This window comes from uncultured Gimesia sp. (assembly GCF_963976445.1).
Lineage (GTDB): Bacteria > Planctomycetota > Planctomycetia > Planctomycetales > Planctomycetaceae > Gimesia.
On the sequence record NZ_CAXBKP010000006.1, the window covers coordinates 135,195 to 154,393 of the forward strand.

16 protein-coding genes are annotated in these 19,199 nt (G+C 47.4%); 6 read left to right on the top strand and 10 right to left on the bottom strand.

The features are described from left to right. Positions 1-26: 26 nt before the first annotated feature. Entirely contained in the window at positions 27-1,787 is a 1,761-nt protein-coding gene (gene ggt, locus AAC022_RS08940; protein WP_339730230.1) for a gamma-glutamyltransferase, read from the bottom strand. Between the two features lie 295 nt (positions 1,788-2,082). Between ggt and mtaB the strand changes: the two genes are divergently transcribed. The 3 genes from mtaB (at position 2,083) to AAC022_RS08955 (ending at position 4,611) form a co-directional block, all read left to right on the top strand. After that, positions 2,083-3,393 carry a tRNA (N(6)-L-threonylcarbamoyladenosine(37)-C(2))-methylthiotransferase MtaB gene (gene mtaB / locus AAC022_RS08945; RefSeq protein WP_339730231.1) on the top strand — a complete coding sequence of 437 codons (1,311 nt, stop codon included), beginning with the start codon at positions 2,083-2,085 and terminating at the stop codon, positions 3,391-3,393. Positions 3,394-3,481: 88 nt separating this feature from the next. Further along, a complete protein-coding gene (locus AAC022_RS08950; RefSeq protein WP_339730232.1) occupies positions 3,482-4,150 on the top strand; it encodes a thymidylate kinase in 669 nt (222 codons plus the stop codon). Between the two features lie 161 nt (positions 4,151-4,311). Beyond that, complete coding sequence (locus tag AAC022_RS08955) at positions 4,312-4,611, top strand: hypothetical protein (protein ID WP_339730233.1); 300 nt, start codon at positions 4,312-4,314, stop codon at positions 4,609-4,611. 14 nt (positions 4,612-4,625) lie between these two features. Here the strand turns inward: AAC022_RS08955 and AAC022_RS08960 are convergent, their stop codons facing one another. From AAC022_RS08960 to trpC, 9 genes are all read right to left on the bottom strand, one after another. Continuing rightward, positions 4,626-6,236 (bottom strand): FAD-dependent protein, encoded by a 1,611-nt coding sequence (locus AAC022_RS08960; RefSeq protein ID WP_339730235.1) that lies wholly within the window; start codon positions 6,234-6,236, stop codon positions 4,626-4,628. Positions 6,237-6,395: 159 nt separating this feature from the next. Continuing rightward, complete coding sequence (locus tag AAC022_RS08965; protein ID WP_339730237.1) at positions 6,396-6,887, bottom strand: lysophospholipid acyltransferase family protein; 492 nt, start codon at positions 6,885-6,887, stop codon at positions 6,396-6,398. A 369-nt stretch (positions 6,888-7,256) separates the two neighbouring features. Continuing rightward, positions 7,257-8,663: a sigma 54-interacting transcriptional regulator gene (locus AAC022_RS08970; RefSeq protein WP_339730238.1), complete on the bottom strand. Its 1,407-nt coding sequence runs from the start codon at positions 8,661-8,663 to the stop codon at positions 7,257-7,259. Positions 8,664-8,754: 91 nt separating this feature from the next. Continuing rightward, positions 8,755-9,846: a sugar kinase gene (locus tag AAC022_RS08975; RefSeq protein ID WP_339730240.1), complete on the bottom strand. Its 1,092-nt coding sequence runs from the start codon at positions 9,844-9,846 to the stop codon at positions 8,755-8,757. An 825-nt stretch (positions 9,847-10,671) separates the two neighbouring features. Then, positions 10,672-11,820: a proton-conducting transporter membrane subunit gene (locus tag AAC022_RS08980; protein ID WP_339730242.1), complete on the bottom strand. Its 1,149-nt coding sequence runs from the start codon at positions 11,818-11,820 to the stop codon at positions 10,672-10,674. 121 nt (positions 11,821-11,941) lie between these two features. Next, positions 11,942-12,955: a zinc-dependent alcohol dehydrogenase family protein gene (locus AAC022_RS08985; RefSeq protein ID WP_339730244.1), complete on the bottom strand. Its 1,014-nt coding sequence runs from the start codon at positions 12,953-12,955 to the stop codon at positions 11,942-11,944. Positions 12,956-13,154: 199 nt separating this feature from the next. Then, positions 13,155-13,820 (bottom strand): hypothetical protein, encoded by a 666-nt coding sequence (locus AAC022_RS08990; RefSeq protein ID WP_339730246.1) that lies wholly within the window; start codon positions 13,818-13,820, stop codon positions 13,155-13,157. A 180-nt stretch (positions 13,821-14,000) separates the two neighbouring features. Then, on the bottom strand, positions 14,001-14,612 hold the full coding sequence (locus AAC022_RS08995; RefSeq protein WP_339730248.1) for a phosphoesterase: 612 nt from the start codon (positions 14,610-14,612) through the stop codon (positions 14,001-14,003). Between the two features lie 58 nt (positions 14,613-14,670). After that, complete coding sequence (gene trpC / locus AAC022_RS09000) at positions 14,671-15,459, bottom strand: indole-3-glycerol phosphate synthase TrpC (RefSeq protein ID WP_339730249.1); 789 nt, start codon at positions 15,457-15,459, stop codon at positions 14,671-14,673. A 297-nt stretch (positions 15,460-15,756) separates the two neighbouring features. Between trpC and AAC022_RS09005 the strand changes: the two genes are divergently transcribed. The 3 genes from AAC022_RS09005 (at position 15,757) to AAC022_RS09015 (ending at position 18,650) form a co-directional block, all read left to right on the top strand. Beyond that, a complete protein-coding gene (locus AAC022_RS09005; RefSeq protein WP_339730250.1) occupies positions 15,757-16,476 on the top strand; it encodes a CPBP family intramembrane glutamic endopeptidase in 720 nt (239 codons plus the stop codon). Between the two features lie 205 nt (positions 16,477-16,681). Then, positions 16,682-17,806, top strand: coding sequence for an alpha/beta hydrolase (locus AAC022_RS09010; protein ID WP_339730252.1), 1,125 nt, complete (start codon positions 16,682-16,684; stop codon positions 17,804-17,806). An 82-nt stretch (positions 17,807-17,888) separates the two neighbouring features. Next, positions 17,889-18,650, top strand: a complete 762-nt coding sequence (locus tag AAC022_RS09015) for a class I SAM-dependent methyltransferase (RefSeq protein WP_339730254.1) — start codon at positions 17,889-17,891, stop codon at positions 18,648-18,650. Positions 18,651-19,199: the final 549 nt, after the last annotated feature.

Consider the following 19,199-nt stretch of genomic DNA (forward strand, 5'->3'; position numbering starts at 1 on the left):
GAATGCCATTCACCAAAGAACATCGTCTAAAAGCCGGCAGCAGCGCCATGCTTGCGAGAATCACTATGACCGCGTAAACCATCTGGTTGCCGGGAGACCGCCTGTGTTGCAGCCAGGCTGGAACTCTTTTTCGTCATGTGCCCCAACTGCTTCAGCTTCACTCCCACTTGCTCAAATAAACCCTGTTCTATCAATAGATCCTCGGGCACCCATTGATGGTGGAGCCGCGGCGACTCGACCGCCTGCTCCGGATGCATTCCAAACACAATCATATTAAGCAAAACCTGCAATGTGCTGGAAATGATTCTAGGGCCACCGGAAGCACCTGCAGAAAACACGGCCTTTCCGTCTTTAACGGCAATCGTTGGTGACATACTGGAAAGTGGTTTTTTGCCGGGTTCGATCTCATTTGCTTTGCCCTGAATCAGGCCGAAGGCATTTGGTTTCCCTGAAATAGCGGCAAAATCATCCATTTCATTGTTCAGCACAATTCCATATTTGGGAGCAACGACATAACTGCCAAACGTCAGGTTAATGGTTTCAGTACAAGCGACGGCATTTCCGGCAGAATCCATCACAGAAAAGTGACTGGTCCCTGCATCCTGTGGTGGCAGATAACGCCCGTACTCTTTTAGTGGTTTTGTTTTCTTCGCATCAATCCGCGAAGCCAGCTGGTCTGCATACTTCTTGTCCGTCAGTCTCTGAATCGGGACCGGAACAAAATCCGCATCTCCCAAATATTCCGCGCGGTCTGCAAATGCATGTTTCATGACTTCGACTAACAGGTGGATCTGCTGAGGCGAGTGATATTCCAGTTTCCCGAAGGGCTGATTCAAAAACTGGTTTTCCAATGAATGAATCATGTTGAAGGACTCAATAATCGCAACGCCTCCACTGGATGGGGGAGGCATTGTTAAAATTGTGTATCCGTTAAAACTGGTAGACAGCGGCTTGCGGATCACGGGTTGCGTTTCAATTAAATCTTTGTGGGTCAATATGCCACCACTCTGCTTGCCGCAAGCGGCAATAATAGAGTCGGCGACGGCTCCTTCGTAAAAGCCCGCGTGCCCTTTTTCGGCGATCAATTCCAGTGCTTTCAATTGTGGGCTGAAAAAGCGGTCTTTCTCATTCCAAGGTTTGCCATGATTCAAATACTCATCAATCAGTGTCTGAAATCGTTCCGGATCTAGCGTCCCATTTTGAATTCGCTTCAGCATAGAACTCTGCACAGATCTCATATGACCATTGATGGGTACCCCTCTGCGGGCCATCTGAATCGCTGGCTGCATCACCGTTTTCAAATCCAGCTTTCCATATTCTTTCACGGCATAACACAACCCGGCCACCGTACAGGGGACCGCAACTGCCAACGGTCCCTGTCGACTGGCAAGCTGTCGCTGCTTTTCAGTGCCCGGCAATTTTGCATACATCTCTGAAGTTGCAGCAGCAGGTGCACGTTCCCGGTAATCGATGACGGTCGATTTCTGCTGCTCTGCATCCCAGATCACCATAAAGCCTCCGCCTCCCAGACCGCAACTAGCAGGTCTGAGGACTGAAAGCGCAAAGGAAGTCGCGACGGCAGCATCCACAACACTGCCACCCGCTTTCAAAATGCTCACTCCGGCAGCGCTGGCTAAAGGGTGATCTGCTGCAACGACTGCATTCTGATAGGCTGATTTTTCCTGTACAGTGGGAGGAACTTCAGAATAGCCGGGTTGTATCGTCGTCAACAGGACAGACAAAACCACAAGACATAAGGTACTATTCGTAAATGATTTACGTTGCATACAATTCAGGAACATATCAGACCTTTTATAACGCTTTTGCAGCAGGCTATTAATTGTAGTGAAAACGAAGCAGACAATCGGTTTCTGCCGCTCGAAGTCTGGTTTCACTCTGATTATACTATGCGACTTGTCACGATTGATTTCCAGATCGAATACCGGAAATTCCTTTCAGATAGTGCATCCTGAAAGAAGCTTCTTGAATTAGAGTAGATGAACTATCACTCACTTGTCGTTCTGCTCTATTAGAGAGAGAGAGCAGAAACCCCGTACTGTTTAGAACATTAGCTGCAATACTATGACGACCAGTAAACTCGAATCTCCTAAAAGTGATAAAACATGCCAACTGGTAACGCTTGGCTGTAAAGTCAATCAGTACGAAACTCAACTCGTGAAAGAAGCACTGGAGAAAAACGGCTATCGCGAGGCATCTGAGACGGAGACTGCAGATCTCTGTGTCGTCAATACCTGTACGGTCACAGCGACCGGTGATTCAAAGAGCCGCAAGTTGATTCGACATCTCTCAAAGAATAATCCGGGGACGAAAATCCTGGTAATGGGCTGCTATGCCACGCGCGATCCGAAAACGGTTTCTGAACTGCCCAGTGTGTTTGAAGTGGTGACCGACAAGCGGGAACTGCCTGATGTTCTGGAGCGGCACGGAATCGTAGATATGCCAACCGGCATTTCTGAATTCGAAGGGCGCAAGCGGGCTTATGTGAAAGTTCAGGATGGCTGCATCCTGCGTTGTACTTACTGCATCATTCCGCAAGTACGTCCTGGTTTACAAAGTCGTTCGCCAGAGGATATTGAAGAAGAAGTTCGCCGTCTGGTCGGAAATGGGTTCAAGGAAATCGTGCTCACGGGAATTCATGTCGGCCATTTTGGTGTGGATACCACGCGTGGCAAATCCGGAAAGCTTCCGTTCCGACTCTGGCACCTGTTTCGAAGGCTGGACCAAATTCCCGGTGACTGGCGGATGCGACTCTCCAGTGTAGAAACCGCAGAAATCAATGACGATTTTATTTCCGCAGCCGCTGATTGCGAACATCTTTGCCCCCAATTTCACCCCTCACTGCAAAGTGGATCGGATACGGTCTTACGCCGAATGAAACGCCGCTATCATGTCAGCCGTTTTCTGGAGAAAATACAGAGGATGCGAGAACGATTGGACCACCCCGCATTTACGACGGATGTCATCGTTGGATTTCCTGGTGAAACAGATGCAGAATTTGAAGAGACGATGCGTGCCTGCCAGGAAGCCGCTTTCATGAAAATTCATATTTTCCCGTTCAGCGCCCGAAAAGGGACGCCCGCTGCGACTTATGAAAATCAGATTTCCCCTGAAGTTCGCCAGGAACGTTGCCTGCAATTAGCGGATCTCGAACGTCAATTAGCACAAAATTTCTATCACACTTTGATTGATCGTGAGCTAGAGGTTCTGGTAGAACGTGAATGTCGCGATCACTCCGGTTGGGTTCGCGGAACGGATCGCTGGTATGTCCCAGTCCTCTGTCGTGGTTCGAAAGCGGACCTGGGAAGTTTTGTGGCAGTGCGCGGACTACAGGACCACCGTGAATATCTTGAAGCGGACCGCCTTTCACCCTAGTGAATAGGAAACCCGTCTCAATCACTGCTGGTCCCCGAATCATTTGAATAAATATTGAGTTCATCCCAGTTACAGAGAAAGCGTTTGCGTGGCAGTATTAATTGCGATTGAAGGCATTGACGGATCAGGTAAAGGGACACAAGCGGGCAGACTGCATGCCAGATGCGAGGCAGAAGGGATTACTTCAAGCCTGATTGGTTTTCCCCGTTACGATCAAACCTTATTCGGAAAGTCGATTGGTGATTTTCTGAATGGACGGTTCGGCGCACTTGATGAAGTCCACCCATTTCTGGCGTCACTCCTTTATGCCGGAGATCGTTTTGAGTCGCGTGATCATATTTTTGAAATGATCGAAGCAAATCAGATTTTGATTTTTGATCGCTATATTTCTTCCAATATCGCGCATCAGGGAGCAAAACTACCTGGTGACGAACGTGCTGAATTTATTCGATGGATTGAGCAAATTGAATATGATATTTACAACATGCCCCGGCTGGATCTGACCATTCTATTAGATTTGCCTGCTGATCATGCACAAAAACTGGTCGCAGAAAAACAGGCACGCTCCTATACCGATAAGGTAGCCGACTTGCAGGAAGCCGACCAATCCTACCTGGCCAATGTCAGACAGGTCTATCTGCAACTGGCTGAGCAAAATCAACATTGGCAAAAAATTGATAGTCTGCAAGAAGATCAGCTACGGTCCATTGAAGAGATCGGCAACGATATCTGGTCTCAAGTTGCCAACTTTTTCTAATGAATCGGCACGCCTTCAGCCCTTTGTTCAGAGACTATTTGAACACAAGCAGACGCTGATTCAATCTTAATCAACGCTGCATGAAAAATACACTTGACCCTCTCTTGGAAGAGCTTGTCTAATATCACTATTCTTTGATCTTTGGAAGGGAAACAGGAATTGTGAAACGCGCTCCAAGCCAACTCACATTACGGGAAATGTTCTCCGATTCGGAGAGACTTGCCTCGGAACTGATTGAACATCTGGAATTAGGATTCATTTCCACGAACGAAAAATTAATTCGTCTGGTCCGTAAGGTACCTGAAGGAGTTGAAAAACGACGTGTGGAAGATATCAGCGTGCGCAATCAGGTTGCTGAGTTGCTTAAAAGTGATCAATTCACACAAGAAGTTTTCGAGAAACTGGATGCCTATCTGAAAGCCATTGATCAATCAATCAACAAGATCATTGATGGTGAATGATTCACACGCACTTCTTAAACAGTCGCGGATCCAAGCGGTGCGAATTCCTCTACCAGTTTTTTCGCGCTGAGCAGGCCATCAACGGCCGCTGAAACAATTCCTCCCGCATAGCCTGCTCCCTCTCCGACAGGATATAAACCACGAAAGCCGGGGGTCTGATAGGTTTCCCGGTCACGATCAATGCGTATGGGAGAACTGCCACGCATTTCCGGGCCGACTAATATGGCATTCTCCAAAAATGCACCATGCCACTTCTGATTCATGATCGGCAATCCGTTCTGAATCTGTGACATCACGACCGGTGGCAGGACCTGATTCAAGTTTGAAGCGACGACTCCCCTCTGATAGGTTCCTTGATATCGAAACCCTGAATCAGTTTTTCGATCATTCAGAAAATCTGCGGGACGCTGAATGGGGCAGTAATAATTTTTCTCACCTAATTCAAAGGCAGCCGCTTCGTATTTTCTCTGGAGCTCCATTCCCGCCAGAGGATGCTCGCTCCCAAATTCTTCGGGATAGATCGTCGTCATGATGCCACTGTTGGCATACCCGGTATCATGCCTGGAATTGCTCATGCCATTCGTGCAGAACATATTCGGCTCTGAAATACTGGGCATTACAATTCCCCCGGCACACATACAGAAGGTGTAAAGATCACGTTTGCCTTTTGTGATCATGGTATAGTCGGCAGCGCCCAGCAGTGACAGGTATTCTTCACGCCCGTATTTGTGACTGTTAACCTGTTCTTGAGGTTGTTCGATTCTCAACCCCAGTTGGAACGCCTTACGAAACATGGGAACCCCCAGATCGTATAACATCTGATAAGTATCACGGGCACTATGACCTATTCCCAGAATCACCTGAGATGTTTTAAGATAACCAGAAGATGTCGTGACGCCTTGTATCTGGCCGTTGGCAACATCAATTCCCTCAAGGCGGCACTCGAATCGAAACTCGCCTCCCAGTGCATCAATCTTCCGTCGCAAGTTTCGACAGATCATGGGAAGCTTGTTACTTCCTAAATGAGGCCGATGTTCATACACGATTGAGGACCGTGCACCACAATCGACAAAACGTTCCAGCACCCACTGCACATCAGGTCCGTTTAATCGGCAGGTCAGCTTGCCATCACTGAAACAGCCAGCACCACCTTCACCAAACAGGTAGTTATTTTCGCATTGAAAGTCTGCCCCTTTATCGAAGCGTCTGATCTCAGGGACACGCTCTTTGACAGGAAAGCCCCGTTCAATAATCAGCGGTCGGTATCCTTTGAGAGCCAGAAAATACCCGGCCAGCAACCCGGCAGGCCCTGAACCAACAATGATAGGACGTTCATCAAGCGGCTGGGCACCAGGTTCCGGGTCAAGAAAAAATGCTTCTGAAAAATCCTGGACTGAGGACTCTTCACGAAGATTTTTCAGGACTCCCGATTCATCGGGTACCTGAACCTCTGCCGAATAAACAAAGCGTAAGTCATGGCGCGAACGGGCATCCAGGCTTTTCCTGATGATTCGAAAACTCTGAACTTCTGCGGCTGAAATTCCCAGTTTTTGTGCAATGTGAATTGCCAGTTCTTGTTCAGGAACCTCGACCGGTAAGCGAATATTGGTAACTTTGAGTGACATAGAGCTTAAACCGAAATCAAACGAGAGCAGTAGCCAGGCATGAGATCATGTCGAGCAATGCGTCATGTTATACTGCCTGGGTTAGCGAATGCAATTTTGTCACTTCGAAACAATTAGAAAAGCACAAAATACTTACGAGGCAGAATTCACTTCCCACTCTCAGGCAACTTTCCTGAAGGGAACGGTATCCGGAACTGGCTTTCCGCAAACAATTTGATGTAGTTCCTGTTCCAGTTCTTCCATTTTTTCCTGAACTAAATCTGTGTAGGAATTCATCTCTTCGCGAGAGATATTTTCCGGAACGTGAATCGGTTCCCCCACTAGATAATAGACTTTCGAAAATGGTTTGGGAATCCAGATACTTGTCCAACTCCCTTGAAATTTCCAGTAACTGGATGCTGAAAAAGCGTTTGGAATGATGGGTCTTCCCGAGTGTGATGCCAGGAACACAATGCCTGGTTTCATTTTATGATGAGGCCCCCGTGGACCGTCCGGAGTAATGACAACATGCTTGCCTTCCGCCAGCGTGATTAATTTTTTGATGGCACTGGCTCCCCCTCGGGTTGTGGACCCACGAATGGCGCCCATACCAGCAGCCTTCAACATGGCCTCAATCGTGTCAGCATCCCGATGCTGGCTGATCAGTGCCACACTATTATGCTCGATGGCGCAAAAAAGCGGAGGGATAACTGAATCATGCCACACACTGTATAAAAATCGTTCAGAACCCGTATCAGCAAAAGGGCAACGTTCTATACTATCTCCGACAAATTCAAGACGTGTCGTCTTAAAGATCATCCGGATGATAAATACCACCAAATAATTGATCACGCTCAAAAGAGTTCGACTCTGAATTTTCAACCGATTACTCCTGTACGGCAGATTCCAAAAGAAGCTTTGTAGAATGACGAATTGTAATGATGTTCGATTCTGCGCAAATCCCAATTCTCAAATTCGTCAACAGGCTTCTCATAGCTGCTTTGCTCTGCCGCCATCCCACACAAACTACCCATTTTAAAACTATTTGGATTCGTTTTGACGTGAAACAGTCTCATCGCCGAAACGAACGTCGAGTGCTTCCATTCGTCGGTACAGTTTTGCCCTGGTCAATCCAAGCAGTTTGGCTGCATCTGTTCGATTATTTTTTGCTCGTTCCAAGGCTTGAACGATTTGCTCTACCTCAACTTGACGGAGTGTTTCTTCCAGAGGCAGCACTGCGGAAGCCAGTGCGGGGCCCAGTGATCGTGCATCGATGCCAGTCTTAAATCGCAAGGGCAACGATTCGCGGGTAATCAGCGGCTCTGATGTCGCCTGGAATGCGGCCTGAATCATCTTTGTCAGTTCGTCCAGATTCGCAGGCCAGAAATAATCCTGAAACAGAGAAAGTACACCCGGCGCAAAACCACTCACCTGTTTCTGCTGATACCGATTTTCATTTTCCAGAAAATGTTGCGCCAACAGTTCCAGGTCCTCTCTTCGCTCGCGCAAAGGATGAATTTTGATCTCCATGGTCGTGATCAGATAGAAAAATTCAGGCAGAATCAGTTCCTGGCCTAAAAGATCTGATAAAGAAAAAGAACTGGCCGTCATTAATCGAATGTTATCTTTGTGACTCGTCGATTGGTAATTTTCTAAAATCAACTCTTGAATATCACGTGTTAGAGATTCTATGTGTGAAAGGAAAAGAACCCCCGGTTCGAGAGGCATCGATTCTTCAAAATCTCTTTGAAAGATTTTTTTCACTGTTTGTTTTAATTCCCGGGGTGGTAAATCGGCACAATTCAGGGGAATAAAGATTTTTCTTCGCTGCTCACTTTCGAAATGAACCACTCTTGCCAGATGTTCTTTCCCTGTTCCCGTCTCACCCCAGAAATGAACCGGTTGCATCGTCTTGATTGCCAACTCTAACTGGCGCAAGACACGCTGCATCGCATCATTTTTCGCAATGACTGTCGAAAAACGAAATCGATTTCTTAAAGACAGTCGCAAAGCGGCAAGTTCGGCATGTAACTGTTGGGGGGGAGAGGCGGTGGGTAAAGTATGAGGCTCTTCTATTCGATCAATGATTCCCAGAATCAGCTTCGTCTGCTGTTGCTCATCAAGCAAGGGGCTAAAACGAATCACACACGGTAGCGTTTTTCCGCTATGTGAAAGCAGGTAACGGGGAACTTCAGTCCTGATTCCATGAAACACCTCGGGAGGAGGGCACAATAAATTACAAACGGATTCGCACTCATCAGCGTCTGTGTCGACAGCATAATCGCAAGTCTGCCCTAGAATTTCTTCGGCCGACCACTCCAGAATTTTTTCACAACCACGATTAAAAAACAAAATTGTTCGCGACGCATCGACCAGAAAGATCGGCGTCTCAAGAACATTTAATCGGGTTTCCAGTCGAGTGCGGCGTCCTGATCCTCGCTTCGACATTACCCGCGCCTCCTGTTTGATTTCGACCCGTCAAATGAATTCGGTCCATGACTTACATGGAACCGCTACCAGAAGAGAGCCTCTCTGGTGCTTATCTTTGCACGCGGCCCGATCCACCACCATGCATTAACGCTTCAATTTCCGAACGAGTTGAGTAGTTAAAATCTCCCTGGATACTATGCTTCAAGCAACTCGCGGCTACCGCATAACGAATAGCCGTTTCCAGTGAAGAAAGTTCCGGGGTATTCAAGGCATAAATTAAAGCTCCGGCAAAGGAATCACCCGCGCCGACCCGATCAACGATGTTGTGAATCGGATAGCTGGCATAATTCCCTGCTGTATCACATGGTGCAAATACTGCCTGCTGCTGACCTTGATCATATAACATGGCTCCCCAGTTATTATGGCTGGCAGACAGACTCTCGCGCAATGTAATCGCAACCTGTTTGACATTCGGGAATTGCTCGATAATTTGTTTCGCGACGGAAGTATAGCCCTCAATATTCAACTCGCCCGCTTCAACATCTGACTCAGGCGCTCTAATTCCCAGCGATAAATCCGCGTCCTCTTCATTCGCAATCACCAGATCAATGAAAGGAACCAGAGACTGCATCGTCTCTCTGGCTAAATCAATCGGTTTCGTATTTGCTTTCCAGTTCCAGAGCTTCTTCCGAAAGTTCAAATCACAGGACACCATCACATTCCGCTGCTTTGCTTCATGCAACGCCTTCAGCGATAACTGTGCCGCCGATTCACTGATGGCAGGGGTAATTCCTGTAATATGAAACCAGGTCGCTCCCTCAAAAATCTGATCCCAGTCAAATAGGTCAGGGGTCGCGACAGCAATCGAACTGAATTCCCGATCATAGGTTACCGTCCCTCCTCGCTGATTGGCGCCGGTCTCAACAAAATAAATGCCGAACCGCCCCTGAGATGTCCGATGAATCAGACTGCTGTCAACGCCCACTTTACCCATTTCCTGGATCAGACAATCTGTGATCGAATTATCGGGAGATGCCGTCACGAACGCGGATGTGCCACCTTGAAGGGCAATTGAAACAGCAACATTCAGTTCGCCTCCACCAAACGTTGATTCCAGACTGCCTGGTATTGACTGCCTGATTCTCAGATGATTTTGAGGGGCAAGCCTCAACATCACTTCTCCAAAAGTAACGACTCGCACAGTACACCTTCATTATTGAATATAAGGGATTTTCGGGGTCAAAATCAGCATTCAGCTTACCTTGGCGGGAAGAATCATTCCAGCATCTCAATGGAAGTAGTTCGTTGAGTCAGGTTTTTGAAGCCACAGTGATCAAAGATGACGTATCACATGGCGCTATCGAAGGCTAAGATTTCGTAAGGCTTGGATTATTGATTAAATTTTTAATAAAATGAAAGGGTGTGCCAAACAGTTGTCACACCCTTATTTTAGAATTTGCCAGCGTATTGGGATTTAGGTAATTCGCTATCGAGATTATAGTTACAGGTGGCGGCAGTTTCGTCTAGCCCGTTCAGGGACAGAGATGGAGATGGACGGGGTTGCCTGCATGGAACTGCCGCCCCACTGTAATTTTAAGAAATCGCTTGATTCTAAATTACCACTTTAGAGAGCAGTCGGTTGTTTGCAACCAGTAAATACTTATGTTTACGAATTGGAGGACTTTGCCTGATAAGGCCCTTTATTTAATTTAAGGCACTTAATTCATTTTGACTTTATAACTCAATAAAAATAGATTGCAGGTTGCTCGTCCTTGGATCATAGCATGAATTAGGAAAGAACTCAGATGAACCAAAATGAATCAGAAGTGGTTTGCCCAGCTTGTGAAAAAAAAATCATACCTCAGTACGGGATCAATGAATCTCGCCAGTTAACCTCTTTGGAATTTCAATCCAAGCGTCTCGGCTGCTCTGTCGAATGCCCCCACTGCGGGCATGTTTTTATCTACAAGGTCTTCAACGACGATAACAAAGTAACATAACCGTCGCTTTTTTCCGTTGCTGCATTTCATAGACTTACAAATCGTCCCAGGTTGAAAATCAACAGGCCGATCACGCAACAGTAGCAAATGAATGCCATGCTTTTATCAGGAATGTCCCGATATCGAGCTAGCGGTTTGGTGAAGCAAATCTGCATGATCATTTTTCCGCAGAGGAAAGTAACGATTGCAGACGAAAGTACCAACAGCACTGATAGTCCCACATATCCTGCATGCACAACCGCCATCGTTCCCGCAGATGTTGCCTGGTGAATCTCAAAAAGCGCCTGCATTGCCTGCCACTTCAATTGAAAAGCAGATAAACCAGGAACCCCCATCAGAACAACTAACAAAAAAACAGCCGCGCTACCCAGTATTCTTTGATCCGAAATCAGCCCCTGTATCTGTTCCGGGTATCTGATTTCTGCTCGCTGCCCCCCAATGCTCTCCAGTAGACAAGCTAGTCCTAAGATTGCCAGATAAGAAAACAGGTATTCCGGCGCACTCTCTTTCATCAGATCCAAAATGGAAATCGAATCTGCCCCCAACGACTCATGCCGCCATTTCCAACAGACGGCCGAAAGCTGTGCAAAGAACACTCCGGTAATTTGTAACACCAACAGCACCAGAACCATTTTTAATTCTGTCTCTACCAATAAGAGACCAGCTGTCGCAGAAAGCACAATCAAAGCAAGAAAAAACAAAACCTGTTCGGAGTACGAGAAGTTGAATACAGCGATCGAATTGATAAATAGCATCAAAAAAAGTGCTCCCGCGCCAACGGAAGCAACCGCAGACGCGGTGATCAGCCAATAGGGCAATTCTTTCAGCGATTCCCCGAGTCGGAACTGGGCGGGAATCATTACCATTCGAAACGCAGCACCAGCCACAATCAGCACAATACCCAGAGCGGGCATAGATTGATTCAAGACAAGCCCCGGCGATGAACTGTTCCGTTCCAGAGTACGATGAATGAATTCCAGGTCACTGGAACCAACAGACGCAGACAATAGCACAGCGCCTGAAAAAAGAATGAGCGTCAACGGCAGTGACGATTTCAAAAGCAGCAGCGTCTCTGCCTGTTTCTGTTTGACTCGAATGCAACATAGCGTAAGCATCGAAATCAAATAGCAAACAAGTTCAAAGCTGATTACAAGGGAATAGAGATCTTTGAACATAAGAGTTTTCGATTACCAATCATAAATCCTGTTCAGAATCCTGGTATTAAACCAACGCGAAGAAAGACCTCAGTCATTCCTGCACCAAATCAGACTGATGCGCACAGGAAGCTTTGACCTGTTATGCATCATCCTGCAAAGACAACAGCACCTTTCCAGATCTTCCTGTTCTCTCTGCCTCAGTGACTGCCTGCGCAATCTGGTTCAGAGGAAACATCGCTCCTATTTCTGTTGCCAGGACCCCGGTACGAATCAAACGCGTCAAAGTTGAAATCAGCTTTATTTTTGTCAACAGGGACATTGCTTCCATCTGCCTTGCCAGCCAGAAGCCCTCTACACTTGCACCATTTCGAATCAGTTCCCGTGACAAAAAATCTACTGGTGCATTCTCCAGAGACCCGTACAGAATTAACCGTGCCCGTTCTCCCAGTACTTTGATAATGGAAGAGGCGGTCGTGCCTCCCACCGGATCTATGGCGTATTGAAGCGGGGCGTTGCCAATGATCTTCCGGATCTGGTCAATCAAGATACGTTCATTATCATGTTCCGCGTTAAATACGATCACATGTTTGGCCCCCAACTGCTTTAGCTGGTCTGCCTGTTCATGGCGCCTGACCACATTCAGCGTGGGAAAACCATAATGATTTCCCAGGCGGATGATCATTTTGCCAACAGACGAAGCGGCCGCTGTCTGCAGCAGCCATTGCTTTTTCTGTATTCGCAAAAGTTGTTTCACCAGAATATACGCAGTCGCAGGATTCACAAAAAACGTCGCCGCTTCTTCCAAAGACAGTTTAGCAGAAACCGGAATCACGAACTGGCTGGAGACAGCCACTTTCTCTGCCCAGTTCCCAGTCTGTCGGTTCAGTACGATGACCCGCTTCCCCTTGAACAGTGCACCGCGCAAGCCGCCTCCACTGGCCTCAACAGTACCAACTCCTTCAAAACCGGGAGTCGCGGGAAGAGTGGGCCTCGTTGAGTAGCCACCACGAATATTCAAGAGATCGGAAGGATTGACAGGGCTGGCCTGCATTCGAACCAGAACTTCTCCCGCTTTCGCAATTGGCTCTTCTACCTCACAAATCTTGAGGACATCTGCCGGTTCTCCAAATTGCTCAAAGCGAATTTCGCGCATTAACTCTTCTTTCACTTACATAGGGGATCTCTGAAATAAGAGTTTAGCAGGTCAAAGAGAGTACAATCAAGCAGGTGCAAATGAGAATCGGCTGCCTGCTTCCCCTGAATACGAAAACAATCCTTGCCACCTCACAGGCAACAAGGATTGTTTCTGATCTTCAAAAAAAATCGACTTCGGATTCAATTGCCCGCTAAGACTAATTCTGCTTCTTGGGGCTGAAATTGGATACACCCGAGGCAGTCTGTGTGGCACGAGCGGGTGCCTTCTGAGCGGTTCCCTGAGGCTGAGGAGCGGTAGACCGCTTCCAGTTATCAGTCGACCAGTGTGGATAATATTGAACCACGCTGCTGCCCAGGTCACTCAATATTTCATGAAATTTTTTCGTTGTGATTCTCTGATTAGGAATCACACGCTGTAATACAAACCGCCGATTGCTCGAAATGTAAGCGAAAAACTTACCATTTCCCATGCGATCATTATCAGATAATAAACGCAGCATGGCGGTACGAGGTACATCGGCTGCACTGCGGGGCAGGGGATCAAGCCAGGCCATTACCCAAACCCATTCACCGTTCTCACTGAGTACGGCTGACATCGAAAGTTCCCACTCTTCCTTGTTTTGGTTGGCTTTGAATTGAAAGTCATACCGTTTTTTTGTTTTGGTAGCAGTAACACCCATTGCTTTTAACAGGTTTCCTAACTGCTCCTCAGAAAGTTGACCAGGCAGGTCAGGGTTGGCAGTTACTGCCGACTTTGTGGCAGTGGGCTGCTGCGCGTGCGCGCCGGTTCCTAAAATTGCCATCACCGACAATACAGCCAGAAAACAGCCAACGACGATCCATCCGCGAAACGTGATTTTCATTTTGAAGACACTCCTTTGTCACTTCAATGCTTTTGTATTAACATTTGTCAATGTGTTCTCTGCTCTCATTCCTTTTGAAGCAGATCGGCTGCTCCAAATTTATGGAAGCAGCCTTGTTGTGAATCATTCCACCTTTGAATCAAATTCACCGTCTATATCGGCAGATTCTGCCGAGTTGAGTTAAGTTAGATCAAATAACCCCTTTAGACAAATTTGAGACCATGTTTCAAACTGATCTAACTCTTGTAACAGTTTTTCCGGTGAGTCAAACCCTGTCATTATGATCGACTCTTCACGGGGTAGAACTTTGGGCAACTCCAGGTCAAAAATGTGAACTATTCCTAAGTGGACCTTTCCGACCTCGGTTTCGTCGTCATTAATCAGCCCGACACATTCTTCTGTATACTTAGTTTCCATCACAACTTCTTCATCGATCTCACGCTGCATTCCTTCCCGGTAAGTCGAGCCCGCTTTGGCATCGTCTTCCAGCGAAATATGCCCCCCGATTCCGATTGAACGCTTGCTGTGCAGCCGTTGCTCTCCCCCTTTGGAACCACGTGTATAATAAAAGATATTGCCTTCGTGCCGAAAAACACAATAGGGAATCAACTGTTTGAAACTGGGATCTTCTTCTACAGTATCACGAGGTCGGAAACTGATATAAGTCGGATCTAACAACGTCTTCAGATAGGGTTCTACCTGAGCGTTAAACCCTTGGAAATACCCCACTTCATGAAATAAAAGCGTGGGTACAACCATCACGTGTTCCACTTGTTGTTCCGTATCTGACATCGCTGATCCTTCTTTGTATTGCTGAAAAAATTAAGTTTCAGACTATAATTAAGCTTGTTTAGACGTGAGTCCCCAGTATTTCTCTTACTTCACTCCCAATATCCGGTACACGCATGAGCGTCTCTCCTACAAGGATTCCCCGCACTCCCGCATCTTGAAGACGAAGTACATCCTGCCGAGTTCGGATGCCACTTTCACTGATCAGCAGGCAATCCTCGGGGATTTTTGCGCTCAATTGTATCGAGTGATCGAGTGTCGTCACAAATGTCTTCAGATTACGATTATTAATTCCCAGCATCGGAGGCGATAACTTCAATACCCGTTCCAGATTGTCGGGCTCATAAATTTCCACCAGAGCCGACATCCCTAATTCCAGCGCGTAACCATAGAGGTCCTCCAGCTGACGATCATCCAGGCACTCTGCAATCAACAACACACAATCAGCGCCCGTGACTCGAGCTTCCAGAATTTGATAACGATCGATGATGAAATCTTTTCTCAAAACCGGAATCGAGACGGCCTGACGTACTTCTTTCAAGTAATCCAAATGGCCTTGGAAAAAATGCTCGTCCGTCAGCACACTGAGACAGGCGGCTCCCGATGATTCATAAACTTGTGCAATTTCGACCGGATGAAAGTCCTCACGAATGACACCCGCTGAGGGAGACGCCTTTTTGACCTCGGCAATCAGTCCCACCGGACCATGCGTTCGCAAGGAATCCACAAAATCGCGTACAGAAGGTGCAGCCGCTAGTTGTTCTGTCAGCTCCTCGAAAGGTCGCTTCGTCTTTGCCGCGGCGACTTCCGTCTGTTTATAGGCGATGATTTCTTCGAGAATATTTGCCACGACTGTTTCTACGTATCTTAGCTGAGGTTAAAAATCATAAATTCTGAACCCGTAGCATAACTTCCTGAGACATGAAGTACCACAGAGTCAGCAAATCCAACACGAATTCGACTTGTAATTCCGGTTTCTGATCACGACGATGGTCTTTATTAATATCTCTTACAGATAAAATTCCACAGATAATCTCGATCGAAATCGGAGTTTCTCAGGTTGATTCCTACGTCGCTGCACTTCTTACTTCTACTGCTGACGCTGCTGAGCATACGCTACTGGTTCAGGCTCTATCAAACCAGACGCATGTCCTCCATCTTTCAGCTCAACCCTCATCGTAGCCAATTGGAAATGTCCGCACCGGTCGTCCTGGCACTCCTCTGGATTTCTCTGCAATTCACAACCACAATATCGAATGTGTTACAGCCAGAGCCCCTTCCTGCCAAACCAATTAACTTGAACGATATTATCGGTTCCTGTGTCATCACATTCTCTTTTGGAACCGTTTTAATTTTGATTCTGACACTGCTTAACCCGAACACGATGCAAAATTTGGGATTTCGTCTGAATCAGCAAATTGGTCAGCTCCGCGATGGTTCCGTAGGCTTTCTGCTAGCTTTACTCCCCGTAATGGCATTACTCCTGCTGACGCACTCTTTTCGAACAGAGCAGACAACGCACCCTTTTTTTCAGCAGTTGAAAGAACACCCGCAATTTTCCACTATCAGCTGGATTTTAATTTCTGCGGTGCTTGTCGCCCCCTTATTTGAAGAACTGGTCTATCGGGTCATCTTCCAAAGCTGGCTCGAAAAACTTCTGCCCCCCTACATCGCGATTCTGATCAGTTCGCTGATTTTTAGTATCGTGCATGGCTTTCCCGATTGCATCCCACTCTTTCCGCTCGCCTTCATTCTGGGAACGCTCTTTTATTACCGCCGCAGTTACGCAGCCAACGTCATCACACACGCCCTGTTTAATGGAATCAATCTCGCACTAGCCCTGGCAAATCAACCACCACCCAGTTGAACCTCACCTTCGCAAAAAATGATCAACTGTCCACACTTCTTTTTGGGGTTCACCTGGTTTCAAATAAACAGTACTCTTCCCGCCTCTCTCAACCCTCCCTATCCCTTCGGAGACCTCCGAAATGCAACCTTTCCCCTTACGCCTTTGTGCGTTGTTCTGTCTTTGCGCATGTATCTGTTTGTCTTGCCAGACGATGAAGTCCAAAATGGATTTAATCTATACTGGAAAAGTAACAGGGGCATTGTCCCAGCAATTGGTCGAATCCTATGCTGATTCGCTAAAGGACCCTATCGCCGCAGAACAATCCGATGAATTTACAAGCTGGAAAATTCTATACGCGACAAATCGGCTGCAGGAAACAAATGCCAGAGGTGAAACCGGTTACGCAAATGAGTTTGGCACGGCGCTGGCTTACGGAACAGGGCAGGTCCGCATCTCATCCAGGAACCATAGCGATTTGAAATCAAAAGTGATCCAGACCCTCTGGCAGGGTGCTCCTGCGCCAGAAGGACAGGTCGAGATTAGCGCGTTAACACCAACGACAGAAACACCTTTTTTTGAGAACCTCAATTCGATGCTGGAGCGTTCGCCGCAAAAAGATGTGCTCGTATTCATTCATGGTTTTAACGTTAACTTTCCCAGTGCTGTTACGCGCGCAGCACAAATCGCCAATGACCTTCCTTTCAACGGTGCCATCGTCTGCTACAGTTGGCCTTCACAGGGAGGAGTCGAAAAATATCTCCTCGACGGTCAAGTCGCCAACGCCAGCGTCGAACCGATGGCCCAGTTTTTGGAGAACTTAGCCAGCTCTGTTCCCAAAGGAACAAAAATTAACATCATGGTTCACAGTATGGGCAACCGGGTTGTCATGCGGGCCATGAACCGATTACCGGAACGCTTTCAACAAACAAAACCATTTCAGAACGTGATCTTAGCCGCACCCGATGTGGGTGTCTCCGAGTTTAAAGAACTTGCTCCTGCGATTATTGCCCAGTCAAATCGCGTCACCCTCTATTCCGGATCAGGAGACGTGGCGCTTGTCGCATCCGAAGCGGTGAATCAGGAACGCAGAGCCGGCGATTCACGCGAACCACTCATCCTGGAAGGCATCGAAACGATTGATGTCTCGGCCGTCGATACCAGTTTCATGAGCCACTCCTACTACGGCAGTAACCGCGCCGTGTTGAGTGACCTGTTTGCGCTGCTGAAGCAGGACAGCTCTGCAGTAGACAGAAAATGGCTCCTCTCTAAAAGTTACTCCGGCAGGAACTACTGGGCTTTTGAAAAAGAGCCCCCGGAAATCAAAAAAGTTCGCTCGACCAGCCTTTGATTTGAACTTGGGCGGGTATGATAGATAACAAAATGCCAATGTGCACTTGCAGGGTTCGTTTTTGTTTTTACGAGGACAAATCATGAAGGACTCAACATCCCGCTTCTCTGACCGTGTTGAGAATTACATTAAATACCGTCCGGACTACCCTGCTCAGGTGCTGGAATTCCTCAAATCAGACTGCGGTTTAACATCTGATTCACTGATTGCTGATATTGGTTCAGGCACCGGTATCTCGACCCGGCTGTTCCTCGAAAACCAGAACACCGTTTATGGGGTCGAGCCGAATGCCGAAATGCGACAGGCGGCAGAGAAGTTTTTCAAAGACAACCCGCATTTTCACAGTGTCAACGCCACGGCTGAGCAAACACACCTCCCCGGTGATCTCTTTGACTTCGTGAGCGCCGGTCAGGCATTCCACTGGTTTGACCACGAGCAAGCCAAATTCGAATTTCAACGGATTCTCAAACCGCAAGGCTGGGTCGTTCTACTCTGGAATGAGAGAAAATTGGACACAACCCCGTTTTTGGTCGCTTACGAAAAAATGCTCCTCGACTTCGCTACCGATTATCAGGAAGTGAACCACACACAAATTACGCATGCCGACTTCACGCAGTTTTTCGCCCCTCACCCGCTTCACACCCACACATTGCCCAACAGTCAAACATTCGATTTCGAGGCACTTAAAGGCAGGCTGCTCTCTTCGTCCTATTGCCCGAATGAGGGACAACCGGGTTACGACTCGATGATATCGCGCTTGCAGGAAATCTTTGCAGAATACCAAACGGAGGGAAGCGTCCTGTTTGAATACAACACAACGCTGTTTTATGGTCATCTCAGATAAGGCCATCACCAGCTGAAACGACTTTCCACTGCCGCCGCGATCGCCTTGAAGCACAAGCACCTTCAGCGCGTAAAGAAAGCCCTTAAGAAGGCGGTAAATTGAGGACGGAAAATCGTATATTTTGCACTTCACAGAAACTGATGAGCGTGCTGGGTCAGAACTCGCAAATCAGGGGGACCTTCTGGATAATGTCCGTCCAGACCAGATTCCTTCTTAAGGGCCAGGCTGGGTTTAGAAAGCTAGTCACAATCAAGGGCTCCGAAGAACCAGTTAACTCCATTTTGTTGATTGTCGAACAAGTTTCTGAAGTATGAACAGAGCATAAGGCGTGCCACTTCTCTGCATATTTGTCTTGGCAGCCTCTTTTTTCTCAGATCTCGATGAAAATTATCCGAACAGGCTTCATTTCCAACTATTTCGGTGATTTTACACAGAATTACTAAAGTGGGGAAGATCTCGATCGAGATCATTTCGACACTAATCCTTGTAATTTCGGCGCCGAAATGTTCTATTACTGATCTCGACACCTTCTCGGCGCCGCTTTTCGGC